This is a genomic window from Burkholderia sp. BCC0097 (assembly GCF_902832985.1).
Taxonomy (GTDB): Bacteria; Pseudomonadota; Gammaproteobacteria; order Burkholderiales; family Burkholderiaceae; genus Burkholderia; species Burkholderia orbicola.
Genome location: NZ_CADFDM010000001.1, coordinates 61,708 through 88,414 on the forward strand (window position 1 = coordinate 61,708; position 26,707 = coordinate 88,414).

At 65.3% G+C, this 26,707-nt stretch carries 24 protein-coding genes; 2 read left to right on the plus strand and 22 right to left on the minus strand.

The genetic code is table 11. From position 1 onward, the window contains the following. Positions 1–19: 19 nt before the first annotated feature. The 21 genes from atpA to HWX07_RS00340 form a co-directional block, all read right to left on the minus strand. Positions 20–1,561, minus strand: coding sequence for a F0F1 ATP synthase subunit alpha (gene atpA, locus HWX07_RS00240; RefSeq protein WP_124699401.1), 1,542 nt, complete (start codon positions 1,559–1,561; stop codon positions 20–22). Between the two features lie 44 nt (positions 1,562–1,605). After that, positions 1,606–2,145, minus strand: coding sequence for a F0F1 ATP synthase subunit delta (locus HWX07_RS00245; protein ID WP_006477284.1), 540 nt, complete (start codon positions 2,143–2,145; stop codon positions 1,606–1,608). Between the two features lie 2 nt (positions 2,146–2,147). Next, positions 2,148–2,618, minus strand: a complete 471-nt coding sequence (locus HWX07_RS00250; RefSeq protein WP_006477283.1) for a F0F1 ATP synthase subunit B — start codon at positions 2,616–2,618, stop codon at positions 2,148–2,150. A 129-nt stretch (positions 2,619–2,747) separates the two neighbouring features. After that, positions 2,748–3,017, minus strand: a complete 270-nt coding sequence (gene atpE / locus HWX07_RS00255; RefSeq protein WP_006482730.1) for a F0F1 ATP synthase subunit C — start codon at positions 3,015–3,017, stop codon at positions 2,748–2,750. Between the two features lie 75 nt (positions 3,018–3,092). After that, a complete protein-coding gene (gene atpB, locus HWX07_RS00260) occupies positions 3,093–3,944 on the minus strand; it encodes a F0F1 ATP synthase subunit A (RefSeq protein ID WP_175874715.1) in 852 nt (283 codons plus the stop codon). 110 nt (positions 3,945–4,054) lie between these two features. After that, a complete protein-coding gene (locus HWX07_RS00265) occupies positions 4,055–4,579 on the minus strand; it encodes an ATP synthase subunit I (RefSeq protein WP_006477280.1) in 525 nt (174 codons plus the stop codon). A gap of 566 nt (positions 4,580–5,145) precedes the next feature. After that, a complete protein-coding gene (locus tag HWX07_RS00270; RefSeq protein WP_175874716.1) occupies positions 5,146–6,276 on the minus strand; it encodes an SLC13 family permease in 1,131 nt (376 codons plus the stop codon). A gap of 10 nt (positions 6,277–6,286) precedes the next feature. Beyond that, positions 6,287–7,180 (minus strand): ParB/RepB/Spo0J family partition protein, encoded by an 894-nt coding sequence (locus HWX07_RS00275; protein ID WP_175874717.1) that lies wholly within the window; start codon positions 7,178–7,180, stop codon positions 6,287–6,289. 31 nt (positions 7,181–7,211) lie between these two features. Next, positions 7,212–7,991, minus strand: a complete 780-nt coding sequence (locus tag HWX07_RS00280) for a ParA family protein (protein ID WP_006482737.1) — start codon at positions 7,989–7,991, stop codon at positions 7,212–7,214. A gap of 51 nt (positions 7,992–8,042) precedes the next feature. Beyond that, a complete protein-coding gene (gene rsmG / locus HWX07_RS00285) occupies positions 8,043–8,729 on the minus strand; it encodes a 16S rRNA (guanine(527)-N(7))-methyltransferase RsmG (protein WP_175874718.1) in 687 nt (228 codons plus the stop codon). Continuing rightward, positions 8,726–10,696, minus strand: a complete 1,971-nt coding sequence (mnmG, locus tag HWX07_RS00290; RefSeq protein WP_175874719.1) for a tRNA uridine-5-carboxymethylaminomethyl(34) synthesis enzyme MnmG — start codon at positions 10,694–10,696, stop codon at positions 8,726–8,728. Before mnmG ends, rsmG begins: the two co-directional genes overlap by 4 nt. A gap of 537 nt (positions 10,697–11,233) precedes the next feature. Beyond that, positions 11,234–11,989, minus strand: coding sequence for an ABC transporter ATP-binding protein (locus HWX07_RS00295; RefSeq protein WP_034174286.1), 756 nt, complete (start codon positions 11,987–11,989; stop codon positions 11,234–11,236). Next, entirely contained in the window at positions 11,989–13,773 is a 1,785-nt protein-coding gene (locus tag HWX07_RS00300; RefSeq protein ID WP_175874720.1) for a branched-chain amino acid ABC transporter ATP-binding protein/permease, read from the minus strand. The genes HWX07_RS00295 and HWX07_RS00300 overlap by 1 nt, the downstream gene beginning before the upstream one ends. A 4-nt stretch (positions 13,774–13,777) precedes the next feature. Beyond that, positions 13,778–14,833, minus strand: a complete 1,056-nt coding sequence (locus HWX07_RS00305; protein WP_126359011.1) for a branched-chain amino acid ABC transporter permease — start codon at positions 14,831–14,833, stop codon at positions 13,778–13,780. A 199-nt stretch (positions 14,834–15,032) separates the two neighbouring features. Continuing rightward, on the minus strand, positions 15,033–16,190 hold the full coding sequence (locus HWX07_RS00310) for an ABC transporter substrate-binding protein (protein WP_006482734.1): 1,158 nt from the start codon (positions 16,188–16,190) through the stop codon (positions 15,033–15,035). Positions 16,191–17,253: 1,063 nt separating this feature from the next. Then, entirely contained in the window at positions 17,254–18,231 is a 978-nt protein-coding gene (locus HWX07_RS00315; RefSeq protein ID WP_175874721.1) for a branched-chain amino acid ABC transporter permease, read from the minus strand. Beyond that, positions 18,231–19,115: a branched-chain amino acid ABC transporter permease gene (locus tag HWX07_RS00320; protein ID WP_012327599.1), complete on the minus strand. Its 885-nt coding sequence runs from the start codon at positions 19,113–19,115 to the stop codon at positions 18,231–18,233. The genes HWX07_RS00315 and HWX07_RS00320 overlap by 1 nt, the downstream gene beginning before the upstream one ends. Before the next feature lie 128 nt (positions 19,116–19,243). Further along, positions 19,244–20,443, minus strand: a complete 1,200-nt coding sequence (locus HWX07_RS00325) for an ABC transporter substrate-binding protein (RefSeq protein WP_006496321.1) — start codon at positions 20,441–20,443, stop codon at positions 19,244–19,246. A 77-nt stretch (positions 20,444–20,520) separates the two neighbouring features. Next, positions 20,521–21,276, minus strand: coding sequence for an ABC transporter ATP-binding protein (locus HWX07_RS00330; RefSeq protein ID WP_006477267.1), 756 nt, complete (start codon positions 21,274–21,276; stop codon positions 20,521–20,523). Further along, a complete protein-coding gene (locus HWX07_RS00335) occupies positions 21,273–22,052 on the minus strand; it encodes an ABC transporter ATP-binding protein (protein WP_006477266.1) in 780 nt (259 codons plus the stop codon). The genes HWX07_RS00330 and HWX07_RS00335 overlap by 4 nt, the downstream gene beginning before the upstream one ends. A 431-nt stretch (positions 22,053–22,483) precedes the next feature. Beyond that, complete coding sequence (locus HWX07_RS00340; RefSeq protein WP_175874722.1) at positions 22,484–24,169, minus strand: GMC family oxidoreductase N-terminal domain-containing protein; 1,686 nt, start codon at positions 24,167–24,169, stop codon at positions 22,484–22,486. A gap of 284 nt (positions 24,170–24,453) precedes the next feature. Between HWX07_RS00340 and HWX07_RS00345 the strand changes: the two genes are divergently transcribed. Both HWX07_RS00345 and HWX07_RS00350 read left to right on the plus strand, forming a co-directional pair. Next, complete coding sequence (locus tag HWX07_RS00345) at positions 24,454–25,353, plus strand: LysR family transcriptional regulator (protein ID WP_175874723.1); 900 nt, start codon at positions 24,454–24,456, stop codon at positions 25,351–25,353. A gap of 203 nt (positions 25,354–25,556) precedes the next feature. Beyond that, positions 25,557–26,090, plus strand: coding sequence for a class IV adenylate cyclase (locus HWX07_RS00350; protein WP_027808860.1), 534 nt, complete (start codon positions 25,557–25,559; stop codon positions 26,088–26,090). Positions 26,091–26,151: 61 nt separating this feature from the next. On the opposite strand, the gene HWX07_RS00355 is transcribed toward HWX07_RS00350, so the two are convergent. Beyond that, on the minus strand, positions 26,152–26,637 hold the full coding sequence (locus tag HWX07_RS00355; RefSeq protein ID WP_006408082.1) for an Lrp/AsnC family transcriptional regulator: 486 nt from the start codon (positions 26,635–26,637) through the stop codon (positions 26,152–26,154). Positions 26,638–26,707 lie beyond the last annotated feature (70 nt).

Consider the following 26,707-nt stretch of genomic DNA (forward strand, 5'->3'; position numbering starts at 1 on the left):
TCAGTGTGTCACTCGCGGATCAATAGGCACCGGACTTCTTGAAGGATTCGATCGCCGAGCGCAGCGCGGCTTCGTCGTCCTTCGAGAGATCCTTGGTGTCTTCGATGCGCTTGATGAGGTCAGCGTGGCTGGTCTTCAGGTTGTCGCGCAGGCCCTTCTCGAACGGCAGCACTTGCTTGACGTCGAGATCGTCGAGGTAGCCGTTGTTCGCGGCGTACAGCGACACGGCCAGTTCCCAGACCTGCAGCGGCTGGTACTGCGGCTGCTTCAGCAGTTCCGTCACGCGGCGGCCGCGCTCGAGCTGCTTGCGGGTCGCTTCGTCGAGGTCCGATGCGAACTGCGCGAATGCGGCCAGTTCACGGTACTGCGCGAGGTCGGTACGGATACCGCCCGACAGCTTCTTCACGACCTTCGTCTGCGCGGCGCCACCGACACGCGACACCGACACGCCGGCGTTGATTGCCGGGCGGATGCCTGCGTTGAACAGGTCGGTTTCCAGGAAGATCTGGCCGTCGGTAATCGAGATCACGTTCGTCGGAACGAACGCGGTCACGTCGCCAGCCTGCGTTTCGATGACCGGCAGTGCCGTCAGCGAGCCGCTCTTGCCCTTCACTTCGCCGTTCGTGAACTTCTCGACGTACTCTTCCGACACGCGAGCCGCACGCTCGAGCAGACGCGAGTGCAGATAGAACACGTCGCCCGGGTACGCTTCACGGCCCGGCGGGCGGCGCAGCAGCAGCGAGATCTGACGGTATGCCCAAGCCTGCTTGGTCAAGTCGTCATAGATGATCAGCGCATCTTGGCCGCGGTCGCGGAAGTATTCGCCCATCGTGCAGCCGGCGTACGGTGCCAGATACTGCATCGCAGCCGAATCCGACGCCGAAGCGGCGACGACGATCGTGTATTCCATCGCGCCCGTTTCTTCGAGCTTGCGAACCACGTTCATGATCGACGAAGCCTTCTGGCCGATCGCGACGTAGATACAGATCAGGTCCTTGCCCTTCTGGTTGATGATCGCGTCGAGCGCCACCGCGGTCTTGCCGCACTGACGGTCGCCGATGATCAGCTCACGCTGGCCACGGCCGATCGGCACCATCGCGTCGATCGACTTGATGCCCGTCTGCACCGGCTGCGACACCGACTTGCGCCAGATCACGCCCGGGGCGATCTTTTCGATCGCGTCGGTCAGCTTTGCGTTGACCGGGCCCTTGCCGTCGATCGGGTTGCCGAGCGCGTCGACCACGCGGCCGACGAGTTCCGGACCCACCGGGACTTCGAGAATGCGGCCCGTCGTCTTGACGATGTCGCCTTCCGAGATGTGTTCGTATTCGCCGAGAATCACCGCGCCGACCGAGTCGCGCTCGAGGTTCAGCGCGAGACCGAACGTGTTGCCCGGAAACTCGAGCATTTCGCCCTGCATCACGTCCGACAGGCCGTGGATACGCACGATACCGTCGGTCACGGAGATCACGGTGCCCTGGTTGCGAACGTCTGCGCTCGCTTCAAGGCCCTGGATCCGGCTCTTGATCAGCTCGCTGATCTCAGAGGGATTGAGTTGCATTATTCGCTCCTGATAGTCAATTCTGTTGCGTGCCGGCGTGGCGCTCAGGCGGTCAAGGCAGCCTGCATCGATGCGAGGCGCGCGCGAACCGAGGTGTCGAGCACTTCGTCGCCGACCGTCACGCGCACGCCGCCGATCAGCGACGAATCGACTTCGACCGTCGGTTTCAGCTTGCGCTTGAACTTGCGTTCGAGGCCCGAGACGAGACTGTCGAGATCCGCGCCGTTCAGCGGGAACGCGCTCACGATCTCGGCGTCGGCTGCGCCTTCACGTTCGTTCTTGAGCGCCTCGAACTGCTCGGCAATTTCCGGCAGCAGCGCGATGCGATGATTGTCGACCAGCATCTGCACGAAGTTCTTCGCTTCGGCGCCGGCCGCGACGGGCGACTTCACCGCAGCAAGCAGCAACTCGGCTACTTGCGTGCGCGTCACCTTCGGGCTCGACGCGACCGACAGTACTTCCGGCAGACGCGCAACCTGGGCCAGCTCTTGCACGAGCGTGGACCAGGCGGCGATGTCACCGCCCTCGGCCACGCGGAACAGCGCTTCTGCGTAAGGGCGGGCGATGGTTGCAAGTTCGGCCATGATCAGAGCTCGGCTTTCAGTTGATTCAGCAGTTGGGCGTGGGCCGTTTGATCGACTTCGCGCTTCAGGATCTGCTCGGCGCCCTTCACGGCCAGCGCGGCGACTTCGCCACGCAGCGCTTCGCGCGCCTTCACGATTTGCTGTTCTGCTTCCGCCTTCGCCTGGGCGACGATGCGGGCGGCTTCAGCCTGGGCGTTGGCCTTGATTTCCTCGGCGACCGCCTGGGCACGCTTTTCAGCGTCGGCGATGCGCTGCTGGCCGTCGTTGCGGGCCTGCGCGAGTTCCTGGTCCACGCGCTTGTGCGCTGCGTCGAGTTCCGCCTTGCCCTTCTCCGCGGCGGCGAGGCCGTCGGCGATCTTCTTCGAACGTTCGTCGAGGGCGTTGATCAACGGCGGCCACACGAATTTCATCGTGAACCACGCGAGGACCAGGAACACGACCATTTGCGCAAACAGAGTTGCGTTGAGATTCACGGTGTTTCCTTATCTGCTATTCCGGAAAAATGAAACGGTAAGGCGCTCATCGAGTTGCATTCGATCAGCGCCCCAAGTCTCCGTTCCGCCCTGCGCCGGCTCACGCCGGACGCATATTTCCGAGGAACCTTAGCCTGCGAGCTTCGACAGGAGCGGGTTCGCGAACGCGAACAGCATTGCGACACCAACGCCGATCAGGAATGCAGCGTCGATCAGACCAGCCAGCAGGAACATCTTCGTTTGCAGCGGGTTGATGAGTTCCGGCTGACGTGCGCAGGCTTCGATGTACTTGCCACCCATCAGCGCGATACCGATACAGGCGCCGATTGCACCCAGGCCGATGATGATGCCGATACCGATGGCGGTCAGACCCTGGATGTTGGCGATGTAAGCTTGCATGATCACTCCTTTGTGAAAAGACTTGGAACTGAGATTTAAAAAACTAAAACGAAGACTCTTTGTTGCACGCCACGCTTAGTGCGTGTCGTGCGCCTGGCCGAGATACACCAGCGTCAGCATCATGAAAATGAATGCCTGCAACAGAACAATCAGGATGTGGAAGATTGCCCAGACGCTACCCGCGATCACATGACCAACGAAGCCGAGGAACGTTGCGTCGCCACCGAAGCTCCACATGCTGCCGAGCAGGGCGATCAACAGGAACAACAGCTCACCCGCGTACATGTTGCCGAACAGCCGCATGCCGAGCGAAACGGTCTTTGCAACGTATTCGACGATGTTGAGCGCGAGGTTCGGGATCCACAGCAGCGGGTGGCCGCCGAACGGGGCCGACAGCAGCTCATGCGCAAAGCCGCCCGCGCCCTTGATCTTGATGCTGTAGTAGATCATCAGGACGAACACGCCGAGCGCGATGCCGAGCGTGCCGTTCAGGTCGGCCGTCGGGACGATGCGATGGTGGGAAATCACGTCCGACAGACCGAGCAGGCCGATCACGCGGCCCGGCAGGTCGACCGGGAGGAAGTCGAGGGAGTTCATCAGCGCGACCCACACGAACACCGTGAGGGCGAGCGGCGCGATGAAGGTACGATTGCCGTGGACGATGGCCTTCGACTGGTCTTCAACCATTTCGACGAGCATCTCGATCGCGCACTGGAAACGGCCCGGCACGCCCGACGTCGCCTTGCGGGCGGCCAGACGCAGCAGGACGATCGTCACGACGCCGCAAACGATCGACCAGAACAGCGTGTCGAGATTCCAGACGTGAATGTCGAAAATCGACGTCTGATGCGAGGTGGAGAAATTCTGCAAGTGGTGCGCAATGTACTCGGACGGATCCGGACCGCGCGTGCCTTCGCTAGCTGCCATATCGTTAATGCCACCCAAATTGTCGAAAATCGTTTTGCCCCGTTCCGCAACACGCTATTGCGGGAACGGGCCGGTGCGGTTCGTTGTCGAAACCGCACGCTGCTTGTTCCTTACCGCCAGGCCAGCGCGATCCAGTACGTCTTCAGCACGACGAGGTACGTGACGAGGAACGGCACCCAGTGCACGCCGGCCCAGCCGAACGCCACCGCGGTGAACATCCCGATCGTCAGAGCCAGTTTCAGGGCTTCGCCCATCACCCAGCTCATCACGGTGGCCGAGCCACCTGCCTTCAGTCGTGCCACGAATACCGCACTGGGCACCCAGCCGATCGCTCCGCCCAGAAACGCGGATTGCGCAGCGGCGCCCGGCGACTTCGAAAACAGCCACCACGCCAGCGTTGCAACCAGGGACAGGACCACTTGCGCGAACACCACCTTGTAGGGGGTCACGCGCGAGGGCTTGCTCACGTTCGGGCCAAACAGCCTTTCGGCCTCGGCCCGCGTCAGCGGAACGATGTTGTTATCTTGCTGCTCGACATCCCAGTCATCGTCGGATTCACGCCGCGCGCCAACCGCCGAAGCGGTGCGTTGCGTGCGCTGATCATCGTGCCTGTCGTCCGGCGCCTGACCCGCCATCGCAATCTTCCGCTGAAATCCTTCAAACCGACCCCAAGCTTTCCGAAAGCTTTCAGGGGTGCCTAGCTAACAAATCCGGGCGATTGTAAGCGATAGTTGCAAGTGATTCAAGGCTTTAGACACGACAAAAACCTGCATAAAACGACGCCTCATGATGTGAAAAAACGCCCGATTCGACGACGTACGATGACAGTTGTAAGGTCGGTTTTTCGCACCGGCATTTCTTGCGCGAAAAAGTCCGGTGACGGGGTAAATGGCGGGGAAACGATGCCTGATGCGGGCCAGGCGGAAGCGGCGCGATCGCCACGGGGAATGGGCTGCAAGCGAGCCATCTCGAATGACTCGGCGCAACGCGGCGGAACAAGCAACCCGCGGTGACCGAACCATCGCGCGCGACGCACGAAATTCGCCGGATGTTCGCGCATCGATTCGTCCAGTCAGTTGTCGCGCCACCACAGATGTTCGACTGTGAGTTGCAGCACTTATCAACAATCCTGATCACTGCGCACGCTGTGCGCCCTGCCCGCCACCCGAACGGCACACCTGTGCCGCACGCACGACCCCACTCAACCGTGCACGAGCAGCCACGCGCCGAGCGCCGCGCTCACCAGCGCGAACGGAATCGAAACGAGGTGGAACGGCAGCCACATGCGCGGCTCCTTCGCGAGACGCACGGCGATCAGGTTCGCAAGCGAGCCGATCGCGAAACCGAAGCCGCCGACCGATACGCCGAACGCTAGCGCGCGCCAGTCGTGCGTGAATTCCGACAGCAGGATCGCGGCCGGCACGTTGCTGATCACCTGTGACAGCACGGCGCCGGCGGCATAGACGCGCAGCGGCGAATCGAGTTGCGCATGCGCGATCGCGTCGTGCACGACGGGCAGCGCAGCCGCGCTGCGCAGCACGACGAACATCAGCACGAAGATCAGCAGCAGCAGCCAGTCGATCTTCAGGACTGCATCACGTTTGACGGCGAGCAGCACGATGGCGACACCGACGAGGCCCGGCAGCGGATGGTGCGCATCGGCGAGCAGCACGAACGCGGCGAACAGCACGGCAGCGATCAGCGCGTGCATGCGTTGCACGGGCAACGCGGCGGCATCGCCGGACAGGTCGAGCGGCTTCGCGCGAAACATCAACGCGGTCAGCACGAGCAGCAGCGCCATCAGCGCGAGGGCGAGCGGCCCGAGCGTGACCACGAAACGACCGAACGACACGCCGCTCAACTGCCACAGGAACAGATTCTGCGGATTGCCGAGCGGTGTCGCGACGGACCCCGCGTTGACGGCCAGCGCGACGACGATCACGAGCCGCCGGAACGGCAGCGGTGTCAGCGCGCGCAGCGACACCATCAACGGCACGACGACGAACAAGGCGACGTCGTTGGTGAGCCACATCGACAGCACGGCTGCGAAGCCGACGAGCAGCATCGCGAGCCCGCGTTCGGAATGCACGTGATGCACGATGCGATGCGCGAGCCACATCAGGCAGCCGGACAACTCGAGCGCCTTGGTCAGCATCAGCAGGCCCGCGAGCGTCGCGACCGTCTGCCAGTCGACGCGATCGGCCAGTACCGAAAATGGTTGCGGACGCACCCATTGCAGCACGATCAGGCCAAGCACGAGCACCGACAGCACCGGTTCCTGCGCAAGCCAGCCGAGCCACCGGCGCGGTGCCGGTGCCCCCGTTTCCTCCATACCTGCCCCGTTATTCTTCTGTTGCGACGTTGCCGCGCAGCCGCGCGAGAATGCCTTCGAGCGCATCGAGGTTGCCGAAGTCGATCAGCACCTGCCCTCGCCCGCGGCGGCCGAGCTTGATCTTCACCGTCGACGCGAGCAGGTCCGACAACTCCTCTTCGAGGCGACGCGTATCGCGGCCGCCATCGTCCTTCGCACGCGCCTTCACGGCCGGCGCTTCCTTCGTCGTGTGCGCGACGAGCTTCTCGGTCTCGCGCACCGACATACGCTTGTTGACGACCTGATGCGCGAGCGTGATCTGCGTGGCCGCGTCGACCGCGAGCAGCGCGCGTGCGTGACCCATGTCGAGATCGCCGGCCAGCAGCATCGTCTGCACCGGCGATGCGAGGTTCAGCAGGCGCAGCAGGTTCGACACCGCGCTGCGCGAACGGCCGACCGATTCGGCCGCCTGTTCGTGCGTGAAACCGAACTCGTCGAGCAGGCGCTGGATGCCGTGCGCCTCTTCGAGCGGATTCAGATCCTCGCGCTGGATGTTCTCGATCAGCGCCATCGCGGCGGCGGCCTGATCGGATACGTCCTTCACGAGCACCGGCACTTCATCGAGGCCGGCCAGGCGCGCCGCACGGAAACGCCGCTCGCCCGCGATGATCTCGTATTTGTCTGATGAAATGGGCCGTACCAGGATCGGCTGCATCACGCCCTGTGCGCGAATGCTGGCCGCGAGCTCCTGCAGGCTGCCCTCGTCCATCCGCGTGCGCGGCTGGTACTTGCCGGCTTGCAGCTTGCCGAGCGCGAGCGTGTTCGGTGCCCCTTCGATCTTCACCACTTCGGTGATATCGGCACTGCCGCCGAGCAGCGCTTCGAGGCCACGTCCCAAGCCCTTCTTCTTTGGTACCGCGTTCATGTCTTTCTTCCTCGCTTCGCTCATGTCCGGATCACGACACCTCGAACGCACGCACGCGCTCGATCATCTCGGCCCCGAACTGGATATACGCTTGCGCACCGCGCGAACTGCGGTCGAACACGACACCCGGCAGCCCGTAACTCGGCGCTTCGGCCAGGCGCACGTTGCGCGGAATCACCGCGTCGAAGACCTTGTCGCCGAAGTGCGCTTTCAGTTGGTCGGAGACTTGCTGCTGCAGCGTGATGCGCGGATCGAACATCACGCGCAGCAGGCCGATGATCTTCAGGTCGCGGTTCATGTTCGCGTGAACCTGCTTGATCGTATTGACGAGGTCCGACAGCCCTTCCAGTGCGAAGTACTCGCACTGCATCGGAATCACGACGCCATGCGCCGCGCACAGGCCGTTCAGCGTCAGCAGCGACAGCGTCGGCGGGCAATCGATCAGCACGAAATCGTAGTCGTCGGCCACACGCTCGAGCGCGGCCTTCAGGCGGCGCTCGCGGTTGTCGATGCTGATCAGCTCGATCTCCGCGCCGGACAGCTCGCGGTTCGCGGGAAGCACGTCGTAGGTGACGCCTTCCGGACGCACGCGCGCATCGGTCACCGACACGCCGTCGACCAGCACTTCGTACACGGTCGCTTCGCAGGCGGCCTTGTCGATCCCGCTGCCCATCGTCGCGTTGCCCTGCGGGTCGAGATCGATCAACAGGACTCGTTGCTCCTGCGCTGCAAGGCTTGCGGCGAGATTGACCGATGTCGTCGTCTTGCCGACGCCCCCCTTCTGGTTCGCAACGCAGAAGATCTTTGCCATCGTTGGTGTGTTCCCTTTACCTTCAAACAAACGGCGCGCTACCGCGCGCCTTCAATTCGCGTCGTCGACGGCCACTTCGAACAGATGCCGCTCCGCATCGAGCATCGGCACCGCCAGCCGAATCGTCTGCTTCACGCGGCTGCCTTCCGGCAACCGCGCAATCTCGTCGTCCGGGTGAACGCCCTTCATCGCCCAGATCGAACCGCCCGGCCCGACCAGATGTCGAGCAAGTTTAACGAAGTCGGATAGATCCGCGAAAGCGCGGGATACGATCATGTCGAATTTTTCCGGTACTTCGACACCCGGCTGCAGCGATTCGACCCGCCCGGTGACGACCGACAGGTTCGCGAGCTTCAGCTCCGCGCGCATCTGCGTCTGGAAGGCAGACTTCTTCTGCACGATATCGTTCAGCGTAACTTGCCAGCCGGGCTCGACGATCGCGAGCACGATGCCAGGCAGCCCGCCGCCCGAGCCGACGTCGAGCACGCGCGCCGACGCACGGCCGCGCAAATGCGGGACGATGGAAAGCGAATCGAGGATGTGCTGAATCAGCATCTGCTTCGGGTCGCGGATCGCGGTCAGGTTGTAGACCGCGTTCCACTTGCCGAGCAGCGCGACATAGTCGAGCAGCTGGTTGCGTTGTGTATCCGTCAGCGTAAGGTCGAGCGCCGCCGTGCCTTCGACGAGCATCCCTTCCAGTACGTCCCGATTCACCGCCGGCGCGCGACGCGCCGTCATTGTTGCGCCGGGACGGTGCCGTCCCCCTGCTCCGCGGCCTCTGCGGCCGTACCGTTACGGCGGCCCAGGCCGCGACGCTTCAGGTGCACCATCAGCAGCGAGATTGCCGCCGGCGTGACGCCCGAGATGCGCGACGCCTGTCCGATCGTTTCCGGCCGGAATTCGTTGAGCTTCTGGCTCACTTCGAACGACAGACCGCGGACTTCGCGGTAATCGATACCGTCCGGCAGGCGCGTGTTCTCGTTCGCGTCGTTGCGCTCGATCTCGGATGCCTGACGCTCGATATAGCCCTGATACTTGATGCCGATCTCGACCTGCTCCTTGATTTGCTCGAGCAGCACCGGATCTTCCGCCAGCGGCTCTGCGGGGCCGCACTCGCCGCCCCTCAGTCCGCACACGCCGTCGTAGCTCACGCCCGGCCGACGCAGCAGTTCGGCGAGGCTGTACTCGTGATCGATCGCCTTGCCGAGCAACGCCGTCGCCTCTTCCACCGGCAGCGTCTTCGGCGTGACCCAGGTCGACTTCAGGCGTTCGGTTTCACGTGAAACAGCGTCGCGCTTCCGGCTGAATGCGTCCCAACGCGCGTCGTCGACGAGCCCCAGCTCGCGGCCGATTTCGGTCAGGCGCATGTCGGCGTTGTCTTCGCGCAAGCTCAGGCGATACTCGGCCCGGCTCGTGAACATCCGATACGGCTCGGCCACGCCGCGCGTGACGAGATCGTCGACCAGCACGCCCAGATACGCCTGGTCGCGACGCGGGCACCACGCATCCTTTTCCTGCACGTAGCGGCCCGCATTGAGGCCGGCCAACAGCCCCTGCGCGGCCGCTTCTTCGTAGCCGGTCGTGCCGTTGATCTGGCCCGCAAAGAACAGCCCATTGATCGCCTTCGTCTCCAGCGACGCCTTCAGCGCACGCGGATCGAAGTAGTCGTACTCGATCGCGTAGCCAGGGCGCAGGATGTGCGCGTTCTCGAGGCCGCGCATCGAATGCACGAGCTCGAGTTGGACGTCGAACGGCAGGCTGGTCGAGATCCCGTTCGGGTAGAACTCGTGGGTCGTCAGCCCTTCCGGCTCGAGGAAGATCTGGTGCGATTCCTTCGAGGCGAACCGGTGGATCTTGTCCTCGATCGACGGGCAATAGCGCGGCCCGACGCCTTCGATCACGCCTGTATACATGGGCGAACGGTCCAGACCGCCGCGAATGATGTCGTGCGTGCGCTCGTTCGTATGCGTGACCCAGCACGGCAGTTGCTGCGGATGCTGCTCAGCGCGGCCCTGGAACGAGAACACGGGGATCGGATCGAGGTCACCCGGCTGCTCGTCGAGCTTCGAGAAGTCGATCGTGCGGCCGTCGATACGCGGCGGCGTACCGGTCTTCAGCCGGCCCTGCGGCAGCTTCAGCTCCTTCAGGCGCGACGACAGCGACACGGCCGCCGGATCGCCCGCGCGACCGCCCGTGTAGTTGTTCAGGCCGACGTGGATCTTGCCGTCGAGGAACGTACCGGCCGTCAGCACGACCGCGCGAGCGCGGAAGCGGATGCCGATCTGCGTGACGGCGCCCACCACGCGGTCGCCTTCGACCATCAGGTCGTCGACGGCCTGCTGGAACAGCCACAGGTTCGGCTGATTTTCGAGCCGGTGGCGGATCGCGGCCTTGTACAGGATGCGATCCGCCTGCGCACGCGTCGCACGCACGGCCGGGCCCTTCGACGAATTGAGGATCCGGAACTGAATACCGCTTTCGTCCGTCGCGGCGGCCATTGCGCCGCCCAGCGCGTCGACTTCCTTGACCAGATGGCCCTTGCCAATGCCGCCGATCGACGGATTGCAGCTCATCTGCCCAAGCGTTTCGATGTTGTGGGTCAGCAGCAGTGTCTTCGCGCCCATACGGGCGGACGCCAGCGCGGCTTCCGTGCCGGCATGGCCGCCACCGACGACGATGACGTCAAATTCTGTGGGAAAAAGCATGGTGGATTCCGTACGCGGAGCTGCGCACGAACCTATCTGAGAAATGTATGGGCCGAATTATAGCGGGTTCGCTTTTCACTCGAAGGCCATCCGAATGGTAGGGTCTGTGCATTTGGGCTTTTTTTTCGCTGTGGACAGGCGAATGGCCGTGCCGAGTCTACTTCGGCGGGGCCTACGAGCGGTTCGGCGCACATCGTCGTGCCTGTGCCGAAGCCGGGTGAATCGTCACGCCTACATGCGGGAAACCTTGAACTGGCCAATGTCTGTAGCCAGCGCAATGCCCCCCACCCGCCACCCTATGCCCTCCTCACCACAGCATTTCGGGCGGATACCGCGCGACTTGTCCCCTGCAAGGCGTACCCTCGATCGCTGAACCGGCCTACACGACACCGCACAGAGCTTCCAACTATTCCGACGCGACTTATCCCCCGGCTTCGAACCGTCGGTGCATCAACCCCCTCGACCCAAACCTCACGAACAAAAACGGCGTGTTTCACGTGAAACACGCCGCCCGTTTCCCGCCCATCGCGCCCACGATCAAGCCGTCTTCTTCGCCAACCCGAGATACGTCTCGATCACCCGCGGGTTTTGCGCAAGCTCGGCCGCCGGCCCTTCCAGCGCAAACTCGCCCGTCTCCAGCACATAGCCGTAGTCGGAGATCTGCAGCGCCGCCCGTGCGTTCTGCTCGATCAGCAGCGTCGCAACGCCGGTGCCGCGCAACGCGCTGATGATATGAAAGATCTCCTTCACGATCAGCGGCGCCAGCCCGAGGCTCGGCTCGTCGAGCATCAGCAGATCGGGTTTGCCCATCAGCGCACGGCCGACCGCCAGCATCTGCCGCTCGCCACCGGACAGCGTGCCGGCCGCCTGCCTGCGGCGCTCCTTCAGCCGCGGGAACAGCGCGAACACGTGATCGAGCTGATCGAGGAAGTTCGATTCCCCCGCCTGCTTGCGCCGATACGCGCCCAGCACGAGGTTGTCTTCGACCGTCATCGTGCTGAACAGCTCGCGCTTTTCCGGGACGAGGCACATCCCGCGCGCGACACGCTGCTCGACCGGCAACGCGCCGACGTCGTTGCCGCGATACACGACTGCGCCGGACGCATGGCCCGTGACCGGCAGCGCCCCCATGATTGCGTTCAGCAGCGTCGATTTACCGGCGCCATTCGGGCCGATCACGCTGACGATCTGCCCCGCCCCGACCTTGATGGCAGCCCCGTGCAGCGCCTCGACCTTCCCGTACCGGACCGCCAGCCCGCGCACTTCGAGAATCGGCATCGTCGTATCCGTCATCACTCCACCCCGCCCAGATACGCTTCCAGCACGGCCGGGTCCTGCTGCACATCCTGTGGCAGCCCTTCCGCGATCCGCGTGCCGAATTCCATCACCACCAGCCGGTCAGTGAGATTCATCACGAAATCCATGTCATGTTCCACGAGCAACACGCTCATGCCTTCGGCCTTTAGCCGCCGCAGCAGGTCGGCGAGTTGCTGCTTCTCCTGGTAACGCAGCCCCGCGGCCGGTTCGTCGAGCAGCAGCAGCGTCGGATCGCAGCACAGCGCCCGTGCGATTTCGAGAATCCGCTGCTGGCCGAGCGCGAGACTGCCCGCTTCGTCGTACATGTGCTTCTCGAGCCCGACGCGGCGGATCTGGCGCGCGGCTTCGGCCAGCAACTGCGCTTCCTCGTGCGCATTGAGCCGCGCGATGCTGCGCCACACGCCGGTATGGCCGCGCAGGTGGGCGCCGATCGCGACGTTCTCGAGCACCGTCATGGCCGGCAACAGCTTCACGTGCTGGAAAGTGCGACCGATGCCGCGGCGCACGATCTGACGCGACGTCAGCCCGTCGATGCGCTCGCCACGGAACGTGATCGCACCGCCAGTGGGCCTCAGCACGCCGGTCACGAGATTGAACGTGGTCGACTTGCCCGCACCGTTCGGGCCGATCAGCCCGATGATCTGCCCCGCTTTCACGTCGAAGCTGACGTCGTTGACGGCCACCAGCCCGCCGAACTGCTTGCGTGCGTTGTCGACGACGAGCAGCGGCTCGCCGGCCACGGGTTTCGCGCGCTGCGGCAGCGGGTCGGCCTGCTCCGGCACATGCGCGCGCGGCCCGCGCGGGAACAGCCTCGCGACGAACGGCCATACGCCCTGGCGCGCGTACTGCAGCAGCAGCACCATCAGCACGCCGAACACGATGATCTCGAAGTTGCCTTCCGAACCGAGCAGCTTCGGCAGCAGCGTCTGCAGGTAGTCCTGCAGCACGGTCAGGATCGCGGCGCCGAGCACCGCGCCCCACACGTGCGATACGCCGCCCACCACGGCCATGAACAGGAATTCGATCCCGTGGTTCAGGCCGAACGGCGTCGGGTTCACCGCACGCTGCAGGTGTGCGTACAGGAAGCCCGATACCGCCGCGAGCACGGCCGCGTAGACGAAGATCACGACGCGCATCCACGCGGTGTTCACGCCCATCGCCTCGGCCATCACGCCGCCGCCGCGCAGCGCGCGGATCGCGCGGCCCGGGCGGCTGTTCAGCAGGTTCTGTACCGACACGATCGCGGCCAGCACGACGGCCCAGATCAGGAAATACAAGCTGCGGCCGCTCTCAAGCACGATGCCGAACAAGTTCAGCGCCGGAATCCCGTTGATCCCGTCGTACTTGCCGAGCAGTTCGAGGTTGCCGAACAAGTAGAACAGCGCGAGGCCCCACGCGATCGTACCGAGCGGCAGGAAGTGCCCGGACAGCCGCATCGTCACGGCGCCAAGCACGAGCGCGACGAGCGCCGTCAGCACGACGCCGACGATCAGCGCGAGCCACGGCGACACGCCGTAGCGCGTCGTCAGGAACGCGGTCGCATACGCGCCGATGCCGACGAACGCGGCCTGCCCGAAGCTCGTCATCCCGCCGACGCCCGTCAGCAGCACGAGCCCGATCGCGACGATCGCATACAGGCCGATGTAGTTCAGCAGCGTGATCCAGTACTCCGGTACCTGGAGCGCGCCGGGCAGCACCGGCAGCGCGAACAGCACCACGAGAAACAGCCAGAAGGCCTTGTTGCGTACCATCGTCTTCATCGCGTCACTCCTCTTCCTCTTCCGCATGCGGCGTCACGAAGCTCCGCCACAGCAGCACCGGAATGATCAGCGTGAACACGATCACCTCCTTGTAGGCGCTCGCCCAGAACGACGAATACGATTCGAGCACGCCGACGAGCAGCGAGCCGGCGGCCGCCAGCGGATAGCTGACGAGCCCGCCGATGATCGCGCCGACGAAGCCCTTCAGACCGATCAGGAAACCCGAGTCGTAGTAGATCGTCGTCAGCGGGCCGACGAGGATCCCCGACAGCACGCCGAGCCCCGCCGCGAACGTGAACGCGAGCCGACCGGCTTCGGTCGTGCCGATGCCGACGAGCCGCGCGCCGAGCCGGTTCACCGAGGTCGCGCGCAGCGCCTTGCCGGCGATCGTGCGGCCGAAGTACACGTAGAGCGCGCCGATCAGCACCAGCGCCGTGACGACGACCAGGATGCTCTGCACCGACACCGTCATGCTGCCGATCGCGAGCGACGCGTCCGAGAACCCGTTGGTGCGCGAGCCTTCCGCGCCGAACATCACGAGGCCGAGGCCGACCATCGCGAAATGGACGGCCACCGACACGATCAACAGCAGCAGCGTCGTGCCTTCGGCGATCGGCTGGTACACGAGCCGGTAGACGAACGGCCCCATCGGCACGACGATCGCGAGCGTCAGTGCGATCTGCGCGAGCATCGGCATCGGCTGCGCGGCGAAGCTGCGCGTGATCGCGAACACCGCGAGCGGCAGCAGGATGTAGCGGCTGCCGAGCGTCGCTAGCGTGCGGCCGAGCTGATGGCGCCGTTCGCGATGCCGGATCAGGCCGCCGACTTCGAGCAGGAAGCACGCGATGCCCATCACGAACAGCAGCCAGCAGGTGGCGGGGAATTTCTGCGCCTGCAACGCGGCGAGCGTCAGCGCACCGTAGGCGACGAACTCGCCCTGGGGAATGAAGATCACCCGCGTGACGGAAAACACCAGCACGAGCGCCAGCGACAACAATGCATAAATGGCGCCGGTCGTGATGCCGTCTTGCGCGAGGATCGCCGCAATCGAGAGATCCATACGTTTCGTGTATCGAGAGAAGGCTGCGGAGAAACGAAAGGCGGAAACGGCCGGGGCGCGCGCGACGCGATCGGCACGTCGCGCGCCATGCGGCAGGCCCGGTGGTTCCAGGCGGCACGGCGGTGGCCATGAGGCGCGCCACCCTGCCGACGGCACACGCGGCGCCGTTCGCGCCGCGCATGCCGGTTTCACGTGATGCTTACTCGGCCTGCAGCTTCCACTTGCCGTCGACGATCTGCACCATCACGCGCGCACGCGTGTCGAAGCCGTTGTGATCGGTCGCCGTCATGTTGATCACGCCATGCGAGACCGGCAGATCCTTCACGCTTTCGAGCGATGCGCGCAGCGCTTCGCGGAACGCCTCGGTGCCCGGCTGGCCCTTCTTCAGCGCCTCCGGGATCGCCCGCTGCAGCAGCAGGCCCGCATCCCACGCATGGCCGCCGAACGTCGACAACGAACCCGCGCCGTAGGCCTTCTCGTACGCGGCCTTGTAGCCGAGCGCCGGCTTCTTCACCGGATTCGAGTCGGGCAGCTGGTCGGTCACGAGCACGGGGCCGGCAGGCAGGATCTCGCCTTCGCAATCCTTGCCGCACACGCGCAGGAAATCGTTGTTCGCGACGCCGTGTGTCTGGTACACCTTGCCCTTGTAGCCGCGCTCCTTCAACGTCTTGGCCGGCAGCGCCGCCGGCGTGCCGGAGCCGGCGATCAGCACCGCATCCGGGTTCGAGCCCAGCAGCTTCAGCACCTGCCCCATCACCGACGCGTCGGTCCGGTTGTAGCGCTCGTTCGACACGAGCTTCAGCCCGTTCTTCGCGGCCGCCGCGTCGAACGTCTTGTACCAGCTGTCGCCATACGCATCGGCAAAGCCGATGAAGCCGACCGTCTTCACGCCGTGCTTGGCCATGTAGCCGGCGATCGCGTCGGCCATCAGCTGGTCGTTCTGCGGCACCTTGAACATCCATGCGCGCTTCGCGTCCATCGGTGCGATGATCTGCGCGCTCGCCGCGAGCGAGATCGTCGGCGTCTTGCCCTGCGACACGGGATCGAGCATCGCGAGCGAGTTCGGCGTGACGGACGAGCCGATGATCGCGTCGACGTGGTCCTCGTCGATCAGCTTGCGCACGTTCTGCACTGCGCGGCTCGTGTCGGACGCGTCGTCCAGCACGATGTACTGCACGCTCTTGCCCGCGATTTCCTTCGGCAGCAGCGCGATCGTGTTCTTTTCCGGAATCCCGAGCGAGGCGGCCGGGCCGGTGGCCGACAGCGTCACGCCGATCTTCACCTGCGCCGACGCCGTGGCCGCCGCACACACGAGACCCGCGGCAAGCAGGGCCTCCATCCATCGATTCATCTTCATTTACGTTGTCTCCAAACGCTGCTCGAAAAAACCACGGTCGCTCGGGCGGCTCCCGGTCCCCGAACAAGTTAATATATTAATTATCCAGCTCATCCATGCCATGCTCGTTTTCCCGTGAACGCCGCCCCCTGCGCTGCATGCCGGCCGAAGCGGTCATTCGACCATCACGATGCGCAGCAGCAATGTCGTCAGGATGAAGCAGACAGAAAAATGCGGAATCGCGAGGAAAATCGGTGCGTGCGCAACGATGGCGGGAACGCCCGCCGTGCCGGCCCGAGGCAGCCGGGCACGCGTGCGATGAAACGTCGGAAAACCGGCGGCTCATGAGAATGCGGATACGGATGCGAACGCAACGACATTCAATGGCATCGGAGCACGCATACAGGCCGCAAAACGGCTCGCTAAGGCCGCGCCGACCATCGCCCCACCCCGCGACGAACGCACGGCGCCAGCCGCCCTTCCTGCCCCGAACCACCGTCCCGCGATGCTCATCCAACCGTACTCCCTCTTCTGCATTCTGCTTGTAGGAGAACTGCCGACCGTTTTCCCGACCGATCGGTCGGCGAAAGCTGAGTGTAACGGACGCGTTTCGCGCACGCCAACCGGGTAAGCCCGGACAGCAGGTGCGCAATGGCGCGCGTTCTGCAAACGAATCACGGGAACGAAAAAACGGAGGACGCGGCGAAGCGCGGAAAGATGCGGTGCGAACGCAAACGCGGAAGATGGCGGTCACGCGGGCCGATGCACCATCGAGGGAATCCGTGCACGCAAATGAAAAAGCGCTGTTGGATTCCGTCCAACAGCGCTTTGGGGTCCGGGCACTTTGTGCCTCGATTGTCTCCTCGTTCTCCACCTGCAAATTCGTTTCGCGGTGCATCAGAACTAAGGTGAATCTTAAAGAGGCTTAAGCACCACGACAACTTAGCATTTACCCCTATGGTGCATCGCCGCACGAAAATGGGGCACCAATCTGCCGCCCGGTGACGGCCCGAGCGCGCCGCAGCGCCCTTCCAGCGCATGCCGGATGGTGCTTCGCATCAACGCGCAGGCGCCGCGCCGAGGTTCACGACGAGGCCCTGAGCGGCTTGATCCGCGCGACCATCTCGCCGACGATGCCGCGCCGGAACGCCAGCACGCATGCGATGAAGATCAGCCCGGTGACGATCGTCGCCGATTCGCCGAGCGAATGGAACCACGCGACGCCCGTCGTCGACGCGAGCCATTCGCCGATGTCGCCGAGCCGGTCTTCCAGCGCCACGATCAGCGCGGCGCCGAGCAGCGGCCCGAACAGCGTGCCCATCCCGCCGACGAGCGTCATCAGCACGACGAGGCCCGACATCGTCCAGTACGCGTCCGACAACGTCTCGAAGCCGAGCACCAGCACCTTCAGCGAGCCGGCCAGCCCCGCGAGCGCGGCCGACAGGATGAATGCGAGCAGCTTGAAGCGGTCGGTGTCGTAGCCGAGCGAGATCGCGCGCGCTTCGTTCTCCTTGATGGCGACGAGCACCTGGCCAAACGGCGAATGGACGACCCGTACGATGAACGCGCACGCGGCCACGACCACCGCCAGCACGACGTAGTACAGCGCAACGTCGTTCGACAGGTCGAGCAGCCCGAACAGGCGGCCGCGCGGTACACCCTGCAGGCCGTCCTCGCCGTGCGTGAACGGCGCCTGCAGATAGATGAAGTAGACCATCTGCGCGAACGCGAGCGTGATCATCGCGAAGTAGATGCCCTGCCGGCGGATCGCGAACAGCCCGACGACGAGCCCGAGCAGCGTCGCGGCGACGGTGCCGGCCAGCACGCCGAGCTCCGGCGTGAAACCGAGCGTCTGCATCGAATAGCCGGTCGCATAGCCGGCCGTCGCGAGGAACATCGCATGGCCGAACGACAGCAGCCCCGTATAGCCGATCAGCAGGTTGAACGCCGCCGCGAACAGCGCGAACGCGAGCACCTTCATCACGAACACCGGATACGCGCCGATGAACGGCGCCGCGAGCAGCGCGGCGAGCAGCACGCCGTAGAGCACTTTTCTCTGCATCATTTTTCCTTGCCGAAGAGGCCCGCCGGGCGGAACAGCAGCACGATCGCCATGATCACGAACACGACGGTGGCCGATGCTTCGGGATAGAACACGCGCGTGAAGCCCTCGATCACGCCGAGCAGCAGGCCCGTGACGATCGAACCGAGGATCGAGCCCATCCCGCCGATCACGACCACCGCGAACACGGTGATGATCATCGGCTGGCCCATCAGCGGCGACACCTGGATCACCGGCGCGGCCAGCACGCCCGCGAACGCGGCGAGCGCGACGCCGAAGCCGTAGGTGAGCGTGATCATCATCGGCACGTTCACGCCGAACGCCTCGACGAGCTTCGGGTTCTCGGTGCCGGCACGCAGATACGCGCCGAGCCGTGTCTTCTCGATCACGAACCACGTCGCGAGGCACACCGCGAGCGACGCGACGACGACCCACGCACGATAGTTCGGCAGGAACATGAAGCCGAGGTTGGTCGCGCCGGACAACTGCGACGGCACGTCGTACGGCTGGCCCGACGACCCGTAGATCGACCGGAACACGCCTTCGACGACCAGCGTAAGGCCGAACGTGAGCAGCAGCCCGTACAGGTGATCGAGCTTGTACAGCCAGCGCAGCATCGAGCGCTCGATCGCGATCCCGAACGCGCCGACGAGCACGGGCGCGAGCACGAGCATCGCCCAGTACGGCAGCCCGAAATACGACAGGCCCATCCACGCGAGCATCGCACCCAGCATGAACAGCGCGCCGTGCGCGAAGTTGATCACGTTGAGCAGCCCGAAGATCACCGCGAGCCCGAGGCTCAGGATCGCGTAGAACGAGCCGTTGACGAGCCCGAGCAGCAACTGGCTCAGCATCGCCGGCAACGGAATGCCAAAGATGTCCATCGACTTAGCCGTCAGAATGAGTTTCGTTGCGCGCGCAACTTCCCTGCATCGCGCACGCGAGCGGCGCAGCGGGCACATCGCTGCAGCCGCCACCGTGCGGCGCGCCCGTGCGCGCCGCTACGCAATGCTTACTTCCACAGCGCGCAGCGCGTTTCCTGCTTGGTGCCGAACGCCTGTTCGCCCGGAATCGTCGCGAGCACCTTGTAGTAGTCCCACGGCTCCTTCGATTCGGACGGCTTCTTCACTTCCATCAGGTACATGTCGTGGATCATGCTGCCGTCCTGACGGATGTAGCCCTTCGCGTAGAAGTCGCTGATCTTGATCTTCTTCAGCTCGGCCATCACCTTGTCGGAGTCGGTCGTCCCGGCGGCCTGCACGGCCTTCAGGTAGGTCGTCACCGACGAGTAGTCGGCCGCCTGCAGGCTCGACGGCATCTTCTTCATCTTGCCGAAGTAGCGCTGCGCCCACTGGCGCGACGCCGCGTCGCGGTTCCAGTACCAGCTGTCGGTCAGCACGAGGCCCTGCGTCGTTTCGAGGCCGAGGCTGTGCACGTCGTCGATGAACATCAGCAGCGCGGCGAGCTTCATCGTCTTCGTGATGCCGAATTCCTTCGCGGCCTTGATCGAGTTGATCGTGTCGCCGCCCGCGTTCGCGAGGCCGAGGATCTGCGCCTTCGACGATTGCGCCTGCAACAGGAACGACGAGAAATCCGACGCGGACAGCGGGTGACGCACCGCGCCGAGCACCTGGCCGCCGTTCGCCTTCACGACATCCGACGTGTTCTTCTCGAGCGCCTTGCCGAATGCGTAGTCGGCCGTCAGGAAGAACCAGCTCTTGCCGCCCTGCTTCACCACCGCCGACCCGGTGCCCTTCGCGAGCGCCATCGTGTCGTATGCGTAGTGGACCGTGTACGGCGTGCACTGCTCGTTGGTCAGCGTGTCGGCGCCCGCGCCGATGTTGATGTAGACCTTCTTCTTCTCGGCCGCGACCTGGTTCATCGACAGCGCGGTGGCCGAGTTCGTGCCGCCGACCAGCAGGTCGAGGCCGCCGCGGTCCATCCATTCGCGCGCCTTCGACGCGGCGATGTCGGCCTTGTTCTGGTGGTCGGCATAGACGACCTCGATCGGCTTGCCGAGCACCTTGCCGCCGAAGTCCGCAACCGCCATGCGGATCGCCTCGAGACCGCCCTGCCCGTCGATATCCGCGTAAAGCCCCGACATGTCGGTGATGAAGCCGATCTTCACGGTATCCGCCGCGTGGGCGGCGCCGGCGGTGAGCGCGGCGGTCGCGAGCGCGAGACAGGCCTGTGCGAGGGTCTTCATTTTCATTGACGTCTCCTGTTGTTCTGATGCGTTGTGGTTGTTCGAGGGCCGCCACGGCTAGCGGCAAGGGAAACGGAGCGGCGTCACACCCCGAGCAGGTCGTGCAGCGTCGGCATCTTGCCTTCCAGTTCGGAGGCGCGGAAATGCTCGACGATGCTGCCGTGCTCCATCACGTAGAAGCGGTCGGCAAGCGGCGCGGCGAAGCGGAAATTCTGTTCGACCATCACGATCGTGTAGCCGCGCGCCTTCAGCGCGACGATCATCCGTGCGAGCGCCTGGACGATCACCGGCGCGAGGCCTTCGGAGATCTCGTCGAGCAGCAGCAGGTTCGCGCCGGTGCGCAAGATCCGGGCGACCGCGAGCATCTGCTGCTCGCCGCCCGACAGCCGCGTGCCCTGGCTCTGCCGGCGCGACGCGAGGTTCGGGAACATCGCGTAGATCTCGTCGAGCGACATCGCGTGCTCGCGCGGCCCGATCAGCGGCGGCAGCATCAGGTTCTCCTCGCACGACAGGCTCGAGAAGATCCCGCGCTCCTCCGGGCAGTAGCCGATGCCGAAATGCGCGATGCGATGCGTCGCGAGGCCGATCGTCTCGTGGCCGGCGACCTTGATCGACCCGCTGCGGCGGCCCGTGAGGCCCATGATCGCGCGCAGCGTCGTCGTGCGGCCCGCGCCGTTGCGGCCGAGCAGCGTGACGACCTCGCCGCGATGCACGGTCAGGTCGACACCGTGCAAGATGTGGGATTCCCCGTACCAGGCCTCCAGGCCCGTGATCTCCAGCGCAGGCGTACCGCTCTCGACGCCGCTCAATTCGCGTTCCTCCCGTTCGCTGTGCTTCATGCGTGCGCCCCCGCGAGCGCCGCGTCGGCGCTGCCCATGTAGGCCTCGATGACGAGCGGATTCTTCGACACTTCCGCATACGAGCCTTCGGCCAGCACCTCGCCGCGTTGCAGGACGGTGATCGTGTCGGAGATCCCCGCGATCACGTTCATGTTGTGTTCCACCATCAGGATCGTGCGGCCGCTCGCGACCTTCTTGATCAGCGCGGTCACGCGGTCGACGTCCTCGTGGCCCATCCCCTGCGTGGGCTCGTCGAGCAGCATCAGTTCGGGCTCCATTGCCAGCGTCGTCGCAATCTCGAGCGCGCGCTTGCGGCCGTAGGCCAGCTCGACGGTCGGCACGTGCGCGAAATCGGTGAGGCCGACCTGCGTGAGCAGATCCATCGCGCGATCGTCGAGCCGCTTCAGCGTGCGCTCGCTGCGCCAGAAATGGAATTCGGTGCCGAGCGCGCGCTGCAGGCCGATGCGCACGTTCTGCAGCGCGGTCAGGTGCGGGAACACGGCCGAGATCTGGAACGAGCGGATGATGCCGCGCCGCGCGACCTGCGCGGGCCGCTCGTCGGTGATGTCGATGCCGTTGAAGACGATCTGGCCGGCCGTCGGCGTCAGAAATTTGGTGAGGAGGTTGAAACAGGTGGTCTTGCCCGCGCCGTTCGGCCCGATCAATGCGTGAATCGCGCCGCGGCGCACACGCAGGTTGACGCCGTTCACGGCGGTGAAGCCCCTGAATTCCTTCGTCAGTCCGCGTGTTTCCAGAATCGTGTCGCCGAGAATCATGTTCCCTTCCGTACGAAGTCAGGCGAAGCACCGGGATGCCTGGCGCAAGCGGCCGCGAACAGGTCAGCGGATCAGCGGGCTGCCCCCGGGCGCCGTGGTACGCCTCGAGGGTGGTCTCCCGCGCCGACGCGTATGCACATTACAGAACATTGTCGCGCCGTTGGTGCAGTGCAATCATCGGGATTTGCACTTATAGGGCTGGCCGCCATATCGGCCGCGACTGCGCGCGGTTATTCACCGCGCTTTTTTGACACGCGCATCATCATGTGTTCACCTGCCGCCGGACCGGGCACGCACACGATGAAAAAAGCCGCACGACGGCGCGGCTTGCACGGATCTTGCCGTTCGAGCGGACGCACGTCAGCTTGTTTCGCATAGCGAATCAGCGGCCGTTCGCATGACGGCCCGCTGGCGCGTGGGTCAGCGGGTCGTCATGCAACCGTCACCGCGGCCTCGGTACGCACCGGCGTCGCTTCGCGCGCTGCACGGCGGTCGGCACGAATCATGTCGCTCGCACGCTCGGCGATCATCAGCGTCGGCGAATTGGTGTTGCCGGACGTGATGAACGGCATCACCGATGCATCGACGATGCGCAGGCCGGCGATGCCGCGCACGCGCAGCCGGCTGTCGACCACCGCGCGCGCGTCGTCGGCGCGCCCCATCCGGCAGGTGCCGACCGGGTGGAAGATCGTCGTGCCGACGACGCCGGCCGCGTCGATCAGTTCGGCCTCGGTCTGGTACCGCGTGCCCGGCAGGATCTCCTCGGGACGATAGCGCGCGAGCGCCGGCGCGGATGCGATCCGACGCGTGAGGCGCAGCGCGTTCGCGGCAACGTGGCGATCGTGGTCGGTCGACAGATAGTTCGGCGCGATCGCCGGTGCCGCGCCCGCATCGGGGCTGGCGATATGCACGCTGCCGCGCGAGCTCGGCCGCAAATGGCAGACCGACGCCGTAAAAGCGTTGAAACCGTGCAACGGCTCGCCGAAGCGTTCGAGCGACAGCGGCTGCACGTGGTACTGGAGATCGGGGCGCGTGAGTGCGGGATCGTCCGGATCGGATTTCGCGAACGCGCCCAGCTGCGACGGCGCCATCGACATCGGCCCGCGCTGCAGCAGCGCATATTCGGCGCCGATCATCAGCTTGCCCCACCAGCGCGCGGACAGCGTGTTCAGCGTGCGCACGCCGTCGACGCGAAACGCCATCCGCAATTGCAGGTGATCCTGCAGGTTTTCGCCGACGCCCGGCAGATCCTGCACGACGTCGATGCCGAGCGCCTGCAGCCGCCGGCCATCGCCGATGCCCGACAGTTCGAGCAGTTGCGGCGAATTCACCGCGCCCGACGTCAGCAGCACTTCCGCCCGCGCCCGCGCGACGTAATCGGTGCCGCCGCCGTGGTACTCGACGCCCACCGCGCGCCGCCCGTCGAAGATCACTCGTTGCGCATGCGCGCCGGTGATCACGGTCAGGTTCGGGCGTGCCATCGCGGGCCGCAGGAACGCCTTCGACGTATTCCAGCGCACGCCGCGCTTCTGGTTCACTTCGAAGTAGCCGACCCCGGCATTGTCGCCGCGGTTGAAATCGTCGGTGGCGGGGATGCCCGTCTGCTGCGCGGCCTGCGCGAACGATTCGAGGATCTCCCAGCGCAGCCGCTGCTTCTCGACGCGCCAGTAGCCGCCCGCGCCGTGCGCATCGCTCGCGCCCGCATGATGATCCTCGCTGCGCTTGAAGATCGGCAGCACGCTGTCCCACGACCAGCCGGCGTCGCCGGTTTCCCGCGCCCAGTTGTCGTAGTCCTCGCGCTGGCCGCGCATGTAGATCATCCCGTTGATCGACGAGCAGCCGCCGAGCACGCGGCCGCGCGGATACGACAGCGCGCGGCCGTTGAGCGCCGCTTCGGGCTGCGTCTTGTACAGCCAGTCGGTACGCGGGTTGCCGATGCAATACAGATAGCCGACCGGGATATGAATCCAGTGATAGTCGTCCTTGCCGCCCGCTTCGAGCAGCAGCACGCTGATGTCGGGATCCTCGGTCAGGCAGTTCGCGAGCACGCAGCCCGCGGTGCCCGCGCCGACGATCACGTAGTCGAATTCGCCCTCGAGCGTGCGTTGAGTGCTCACGGCATGTCTCCTGTCGACCCGAGTGAGTGCTTCGGCACTGACTCGGGTCCCATGCTTCGCGATCGACCCGAACGAGCGCTCCAGCGCTGACTCCGGCCCCCTGCGAAGCGCGTTGTTGTGTACCGCGCGGCGCGATACCACGCGTCATTTTCAGCATAGTGCGTCGCGAGCCGCGCCTGCAGCCCCGCGCGCCACGACGACCGGATGAAGCGTACTCCCGCGCCCGGCGGCCGATCCAATGAGTTATGCTGAACTGCGTTATAAGCCTCGCTCATATCACGACGATGGATCTCACCCTGCTCCGCGCGTTCGCGACGGTCGCGCGCGAAGGCAACCTGACGCGCGCCGCCGCGCAATTGCACGTCACGCAGCCGGCCGTCAGCCTGCAGATCAAGCATCTGCAGGAAATGCTCGGCGTCGCGCTGTTCACGCGCACGTCGCGCGGGCTCGCGCTCACGCGCGACGGACAGACGCTGCTGCCGCATGCGGAACGCGCGCTCGCCGCGGCCGCCGACGTGCAGCGCGCCGCTGCCGCGCTGCGGCACGAGGTGCGCGGCCGGCTGCGGATCGGCACGATCCTCGATCCGGGCTTCCTGCGGCTCGGCGGCTTCCTGCGCGCGCTGGTCGAGACCCATCCGCAGATCGAGACCGCGCTGCGGCACGGGATGTCGGGCTGGGTGATCGAACAGGTGCGCGCGCAGGCGCTCGACGTCGGCTACTACATCGGCAGGCCGGGCGAGGACGATCCGCTCGACGGCGCGTTGTTCCATACCGTGACGCTCACGCGTTTCGAATACCGCGTGCTCGCGCCGGCCGGCTGGAAGGAGCGCGTGCAGCGCGCGCACGACTGGCGCGCGCTCGCCGCGCTGCCATGGATCTGGACGCCGCCGGCGTCCGCGCACCACCGGCTGCTGTCGCGGCGTTTCGCGGCGGCCGGCGCGCAGCCGGTGAAGGTCGCCGAGGTCGACCAGGAGCAGTCGATGCTCGACCTCGTCAAATCGGGGATCGGCTTGACGCTCGCGCGCGATTCGACCGCGCTGGCCGAAGCGCACGCGCATGCGCTCACGATCGTCGAACCCGTGACGGTGCCGACCGAACTGACGTTCGTGACGCTCGCCGCGCGGCGCGACGAGCCGGCGATCGCGGCCGCGTTGCGGCTGATCGAAGCGCAGTGGGCGATATGAGCGTTGCTGATGTCGAGGTGACCGATTGCGCAGCGGGTTTCGGTGCCTCGCGCATGCCGCGGATTGCCACTGCGGGCCGAATCGCCGCTCAGCCCGCCCCGCGTCGCCTCGCCGCGGCCCGTCCGCTCGTCACGCCACCATCGCAGGCTTTTTGCTAGATTGTGCGTTCGCACACCGCGAGACCCCGATTGAAGGAGACCCGCATGGCCCGCAACATCGAGATCAAAGCCCGCGCCCGTGAATTCGACCGGCTGCGCGAACAGGCGGCCCAGCTCGCGACCGAAGCACCGTTGTTCTACCGCCAGCAGGATTTCTTCTATGACGTGCCACGCGGCCGGCTCAAGCTGCGTCGCTTCGAGGACGGCACGCCGGCCGAGCTGATCTTCTACCAGCGCGACGACCGCGACGGCCCGAAGGCGTCGTACTACACGCGCAGCCCGGTCACGAACCCCGACGCGATGCATTCGCTGCTCGCGACCGCGCTGACCACGCGCGGGATCGTGACGAAGGAGCGGCACGTGTACCTCGCGGGCCGCACGCGTATCCACCTCGACCGCGTCGACGGCCTCGGCGATTTCATCGAGCTCGAGGTCGTGCTCGGCCCCGACGACGACGAAGCGGGCGGCGAAGCGGAAGCGCACGAGGTGTTCGCGAAGCTCGGCGTGGCGCAGGACGACCTCGTCGCGGTCGCGTACGTCGATCTGCTGAACGCCGACGCCGAGCCTGAAACGGCCTGATCCGGCCCCACCGAAGGGCGGCGCCGCGCGTGCCGCCTTCAGCGCCGCTGCCGCCTCCCGGTCACGCAGCGCCGGGCGCCAGATGCGCGAGCGGCAGCGCGCCGTTGCGCTTGAAGGTGGTCAGCACGATGTTCGAGCGCACGCTGTCGACGCCCGGCACCCGCATCAGCTTCTTCATCACGAACTGCGACAGCGCGTTGAGATCCGGCGCGACGATCCGCAGCAGGTAGTCGGCATCGCCCACCACCGCATGGCATTCGAGCACTTCGGGCAGCACGTCGATCTGCTGCTGAAACTGCTCGATGATCGAATCGCCGTGATGCTTGAGCTTCAGGCTCGTGAACGCGGTCACGCCGAGCCCGAGCTTTTCGGGGCGCAGCATCACGCGGTAGCCTTCGATCACGCCGGCCGCCTCGAGCCGCTGCAGCCGCCGGCCGATCTGCGACGGCGACAGCGGTACCTCTTCGCCCAGCTGCTGATGCGTCGCGCGACCGAAGCGCTGCAGCACGTCCAGCAGCGCGAGATCGAAGTGATCGAGTTCCAGCATGAACAATCTCCGCATTGATTCGTGATTTGATGCGCGATTATCGCATCATCAGCAGAATCCACGCCAACTA

Coding starts and splice junctions, on each gene's coding strand:
- atpA (WP_124699401.1), bottom strand. CDS start 1,561: ATGCAACTCAATCCCTCTGAGATCAGCGAGCTGATCAAGAGCCGGATC.
- HWX07_RS00245 (WP_006477284.1), bottom strand. CDS start 2,145: ATGGCCGAACTTGCAACCATCGCCCGCCCTTACGCAGAAGCGCTGTTC.
- atpE (WP_006482730.1), bottom strand. CDS start 3,017: ATGCAAGCTTACATCGCCAACATCCAGGGTCTGACCGCCATCGGTATC.
- atpB (WP_175874715.1), bottom strand. CDS start 3,944: ATGGCAGCTAGCGAAGGCACGCGCGGTCCGGATCCGTCCGAGTACATT.
- HWX07_RS00265 (WP_006477280.1), bottom strand. CDS start 4,579: ATGGCGGGTCAGGCGCCGGACGACAGGCACGATGATCAGCGCACGCAA.
- HWX07_RS00270 (WP_175874716.1), bottom strand. CDS start 6,276: ATGGAGGAAACGGGGGCACCGGCACCGCGCCGGTGGCTCGGCTGGCTT.
- HWX07_RS00275 (WP_175874717.1), bottom strand. CDS start 7,180: ATGAACGCGGTACCAAAGAAGAAGGGCTTGGGACGTGGCCTCGAAGCG.
- HWX07_RS00280 (WP_006482737.1), bottom strand. CDS start 7,991: ATGGCAAAGATCTTCTGCGTTGCGAACCAGAAGGGGGGCGTCGGCAAG.
- rsmG (WP_175874718.1), bottom strand. CDS start 8,729: ATGACGGCGCGTCGCGCGCCGGCGGTGAATCGGGACGTACTGGAAGGG.
- mnmG (WP_175874719.1), bottom strand. CDS start 10,696: ATGCTTTTTCCCACAGAATTTGACGTCATCGTCGTCGGTGGCGGCCAT.
- HWX07_RS00295 (WP_034174286.1), bottom strand. CDS start 11,989: ATGACGGATACGACGATGCCGATTCTCGAAGTGCGCGGGCTGGCGGTC.
- HWX07_RS00300 (WP_175874720.1), bottom strand. CDS start 13,773: ATGAAGACGATGGTACGCAACAAGGCCTTCTGGCTGTTTCTCGTGGTG.
- HWX07_RS00305 (WP_126359011.1), bottom strand. CDS start 14,833: ATGGATCTCTCGATTGCGGCGATCCTCGCGCAAGACGGCATCACGACC.
- HWX07_RS00310 (WP_006482734.1), bottom strand. CDS start 16,190: ATGAAGATGAATCGATGGATGGAGGCCCTGCTTGCCGCGGGTCTCGTG.
- HWX07_RS00315 (WP_175874721.1), bottom strand. CDS start 18,231: ATGCAGAGAAAAGTGCTCTACGGCGTGCTGCTCGCCGCGCTGCTCGCG.
- HWX07_RS00320 (WP_012327599.1), bottom strand. CDS start 19,115: ATGGACATCTTTGGCATTCCGTTGCCGGCGATGCTGAGCCAGTTGCTG.
- HWX07_RS00325 (WP_006496321.1), bottom strand. CDS start 20,443: ATGAAAATGAAGACCCTCGCACAGGCCTGTCTCGCGCTCGCGACCGCC.
- HWX07_RS00330 (WP_006477267.1), bottom strand. CDS start 21,276: ATGAAGCACAGCGAACGGGAGGAACGCGAATTGAGCGGCGTCGAGAGC.
- HWX07_RS00335 (WP_006477266.1), bottom strand. CDS start 22,052: ATGATTCTCGGCGACACGATTCTGGAAACACGCGGACTGACGAAGGAA.
- HWX07_RS00345 (WP_175874723.1), top strand. CDS start 24,454: ATGGATCTCACCCTGCTCCGCGCGTTCGCGACGGTCGCGCGCGAAGGC.
- HWX07_RS00350 (WP_027808860.1), top strand. CDS start 25,557: ATGGCCCGCAACATCGAGATCAAAGCCCGCGCCCGTGAATTCGACCGG.
- HWX07_RS00355 (WP_006408082.1), bottom strand. CDS start 26,637: ATGCTGGAACTCGATCACTTCGATCTCGCGCTGCTGGACGTGCTGCAG.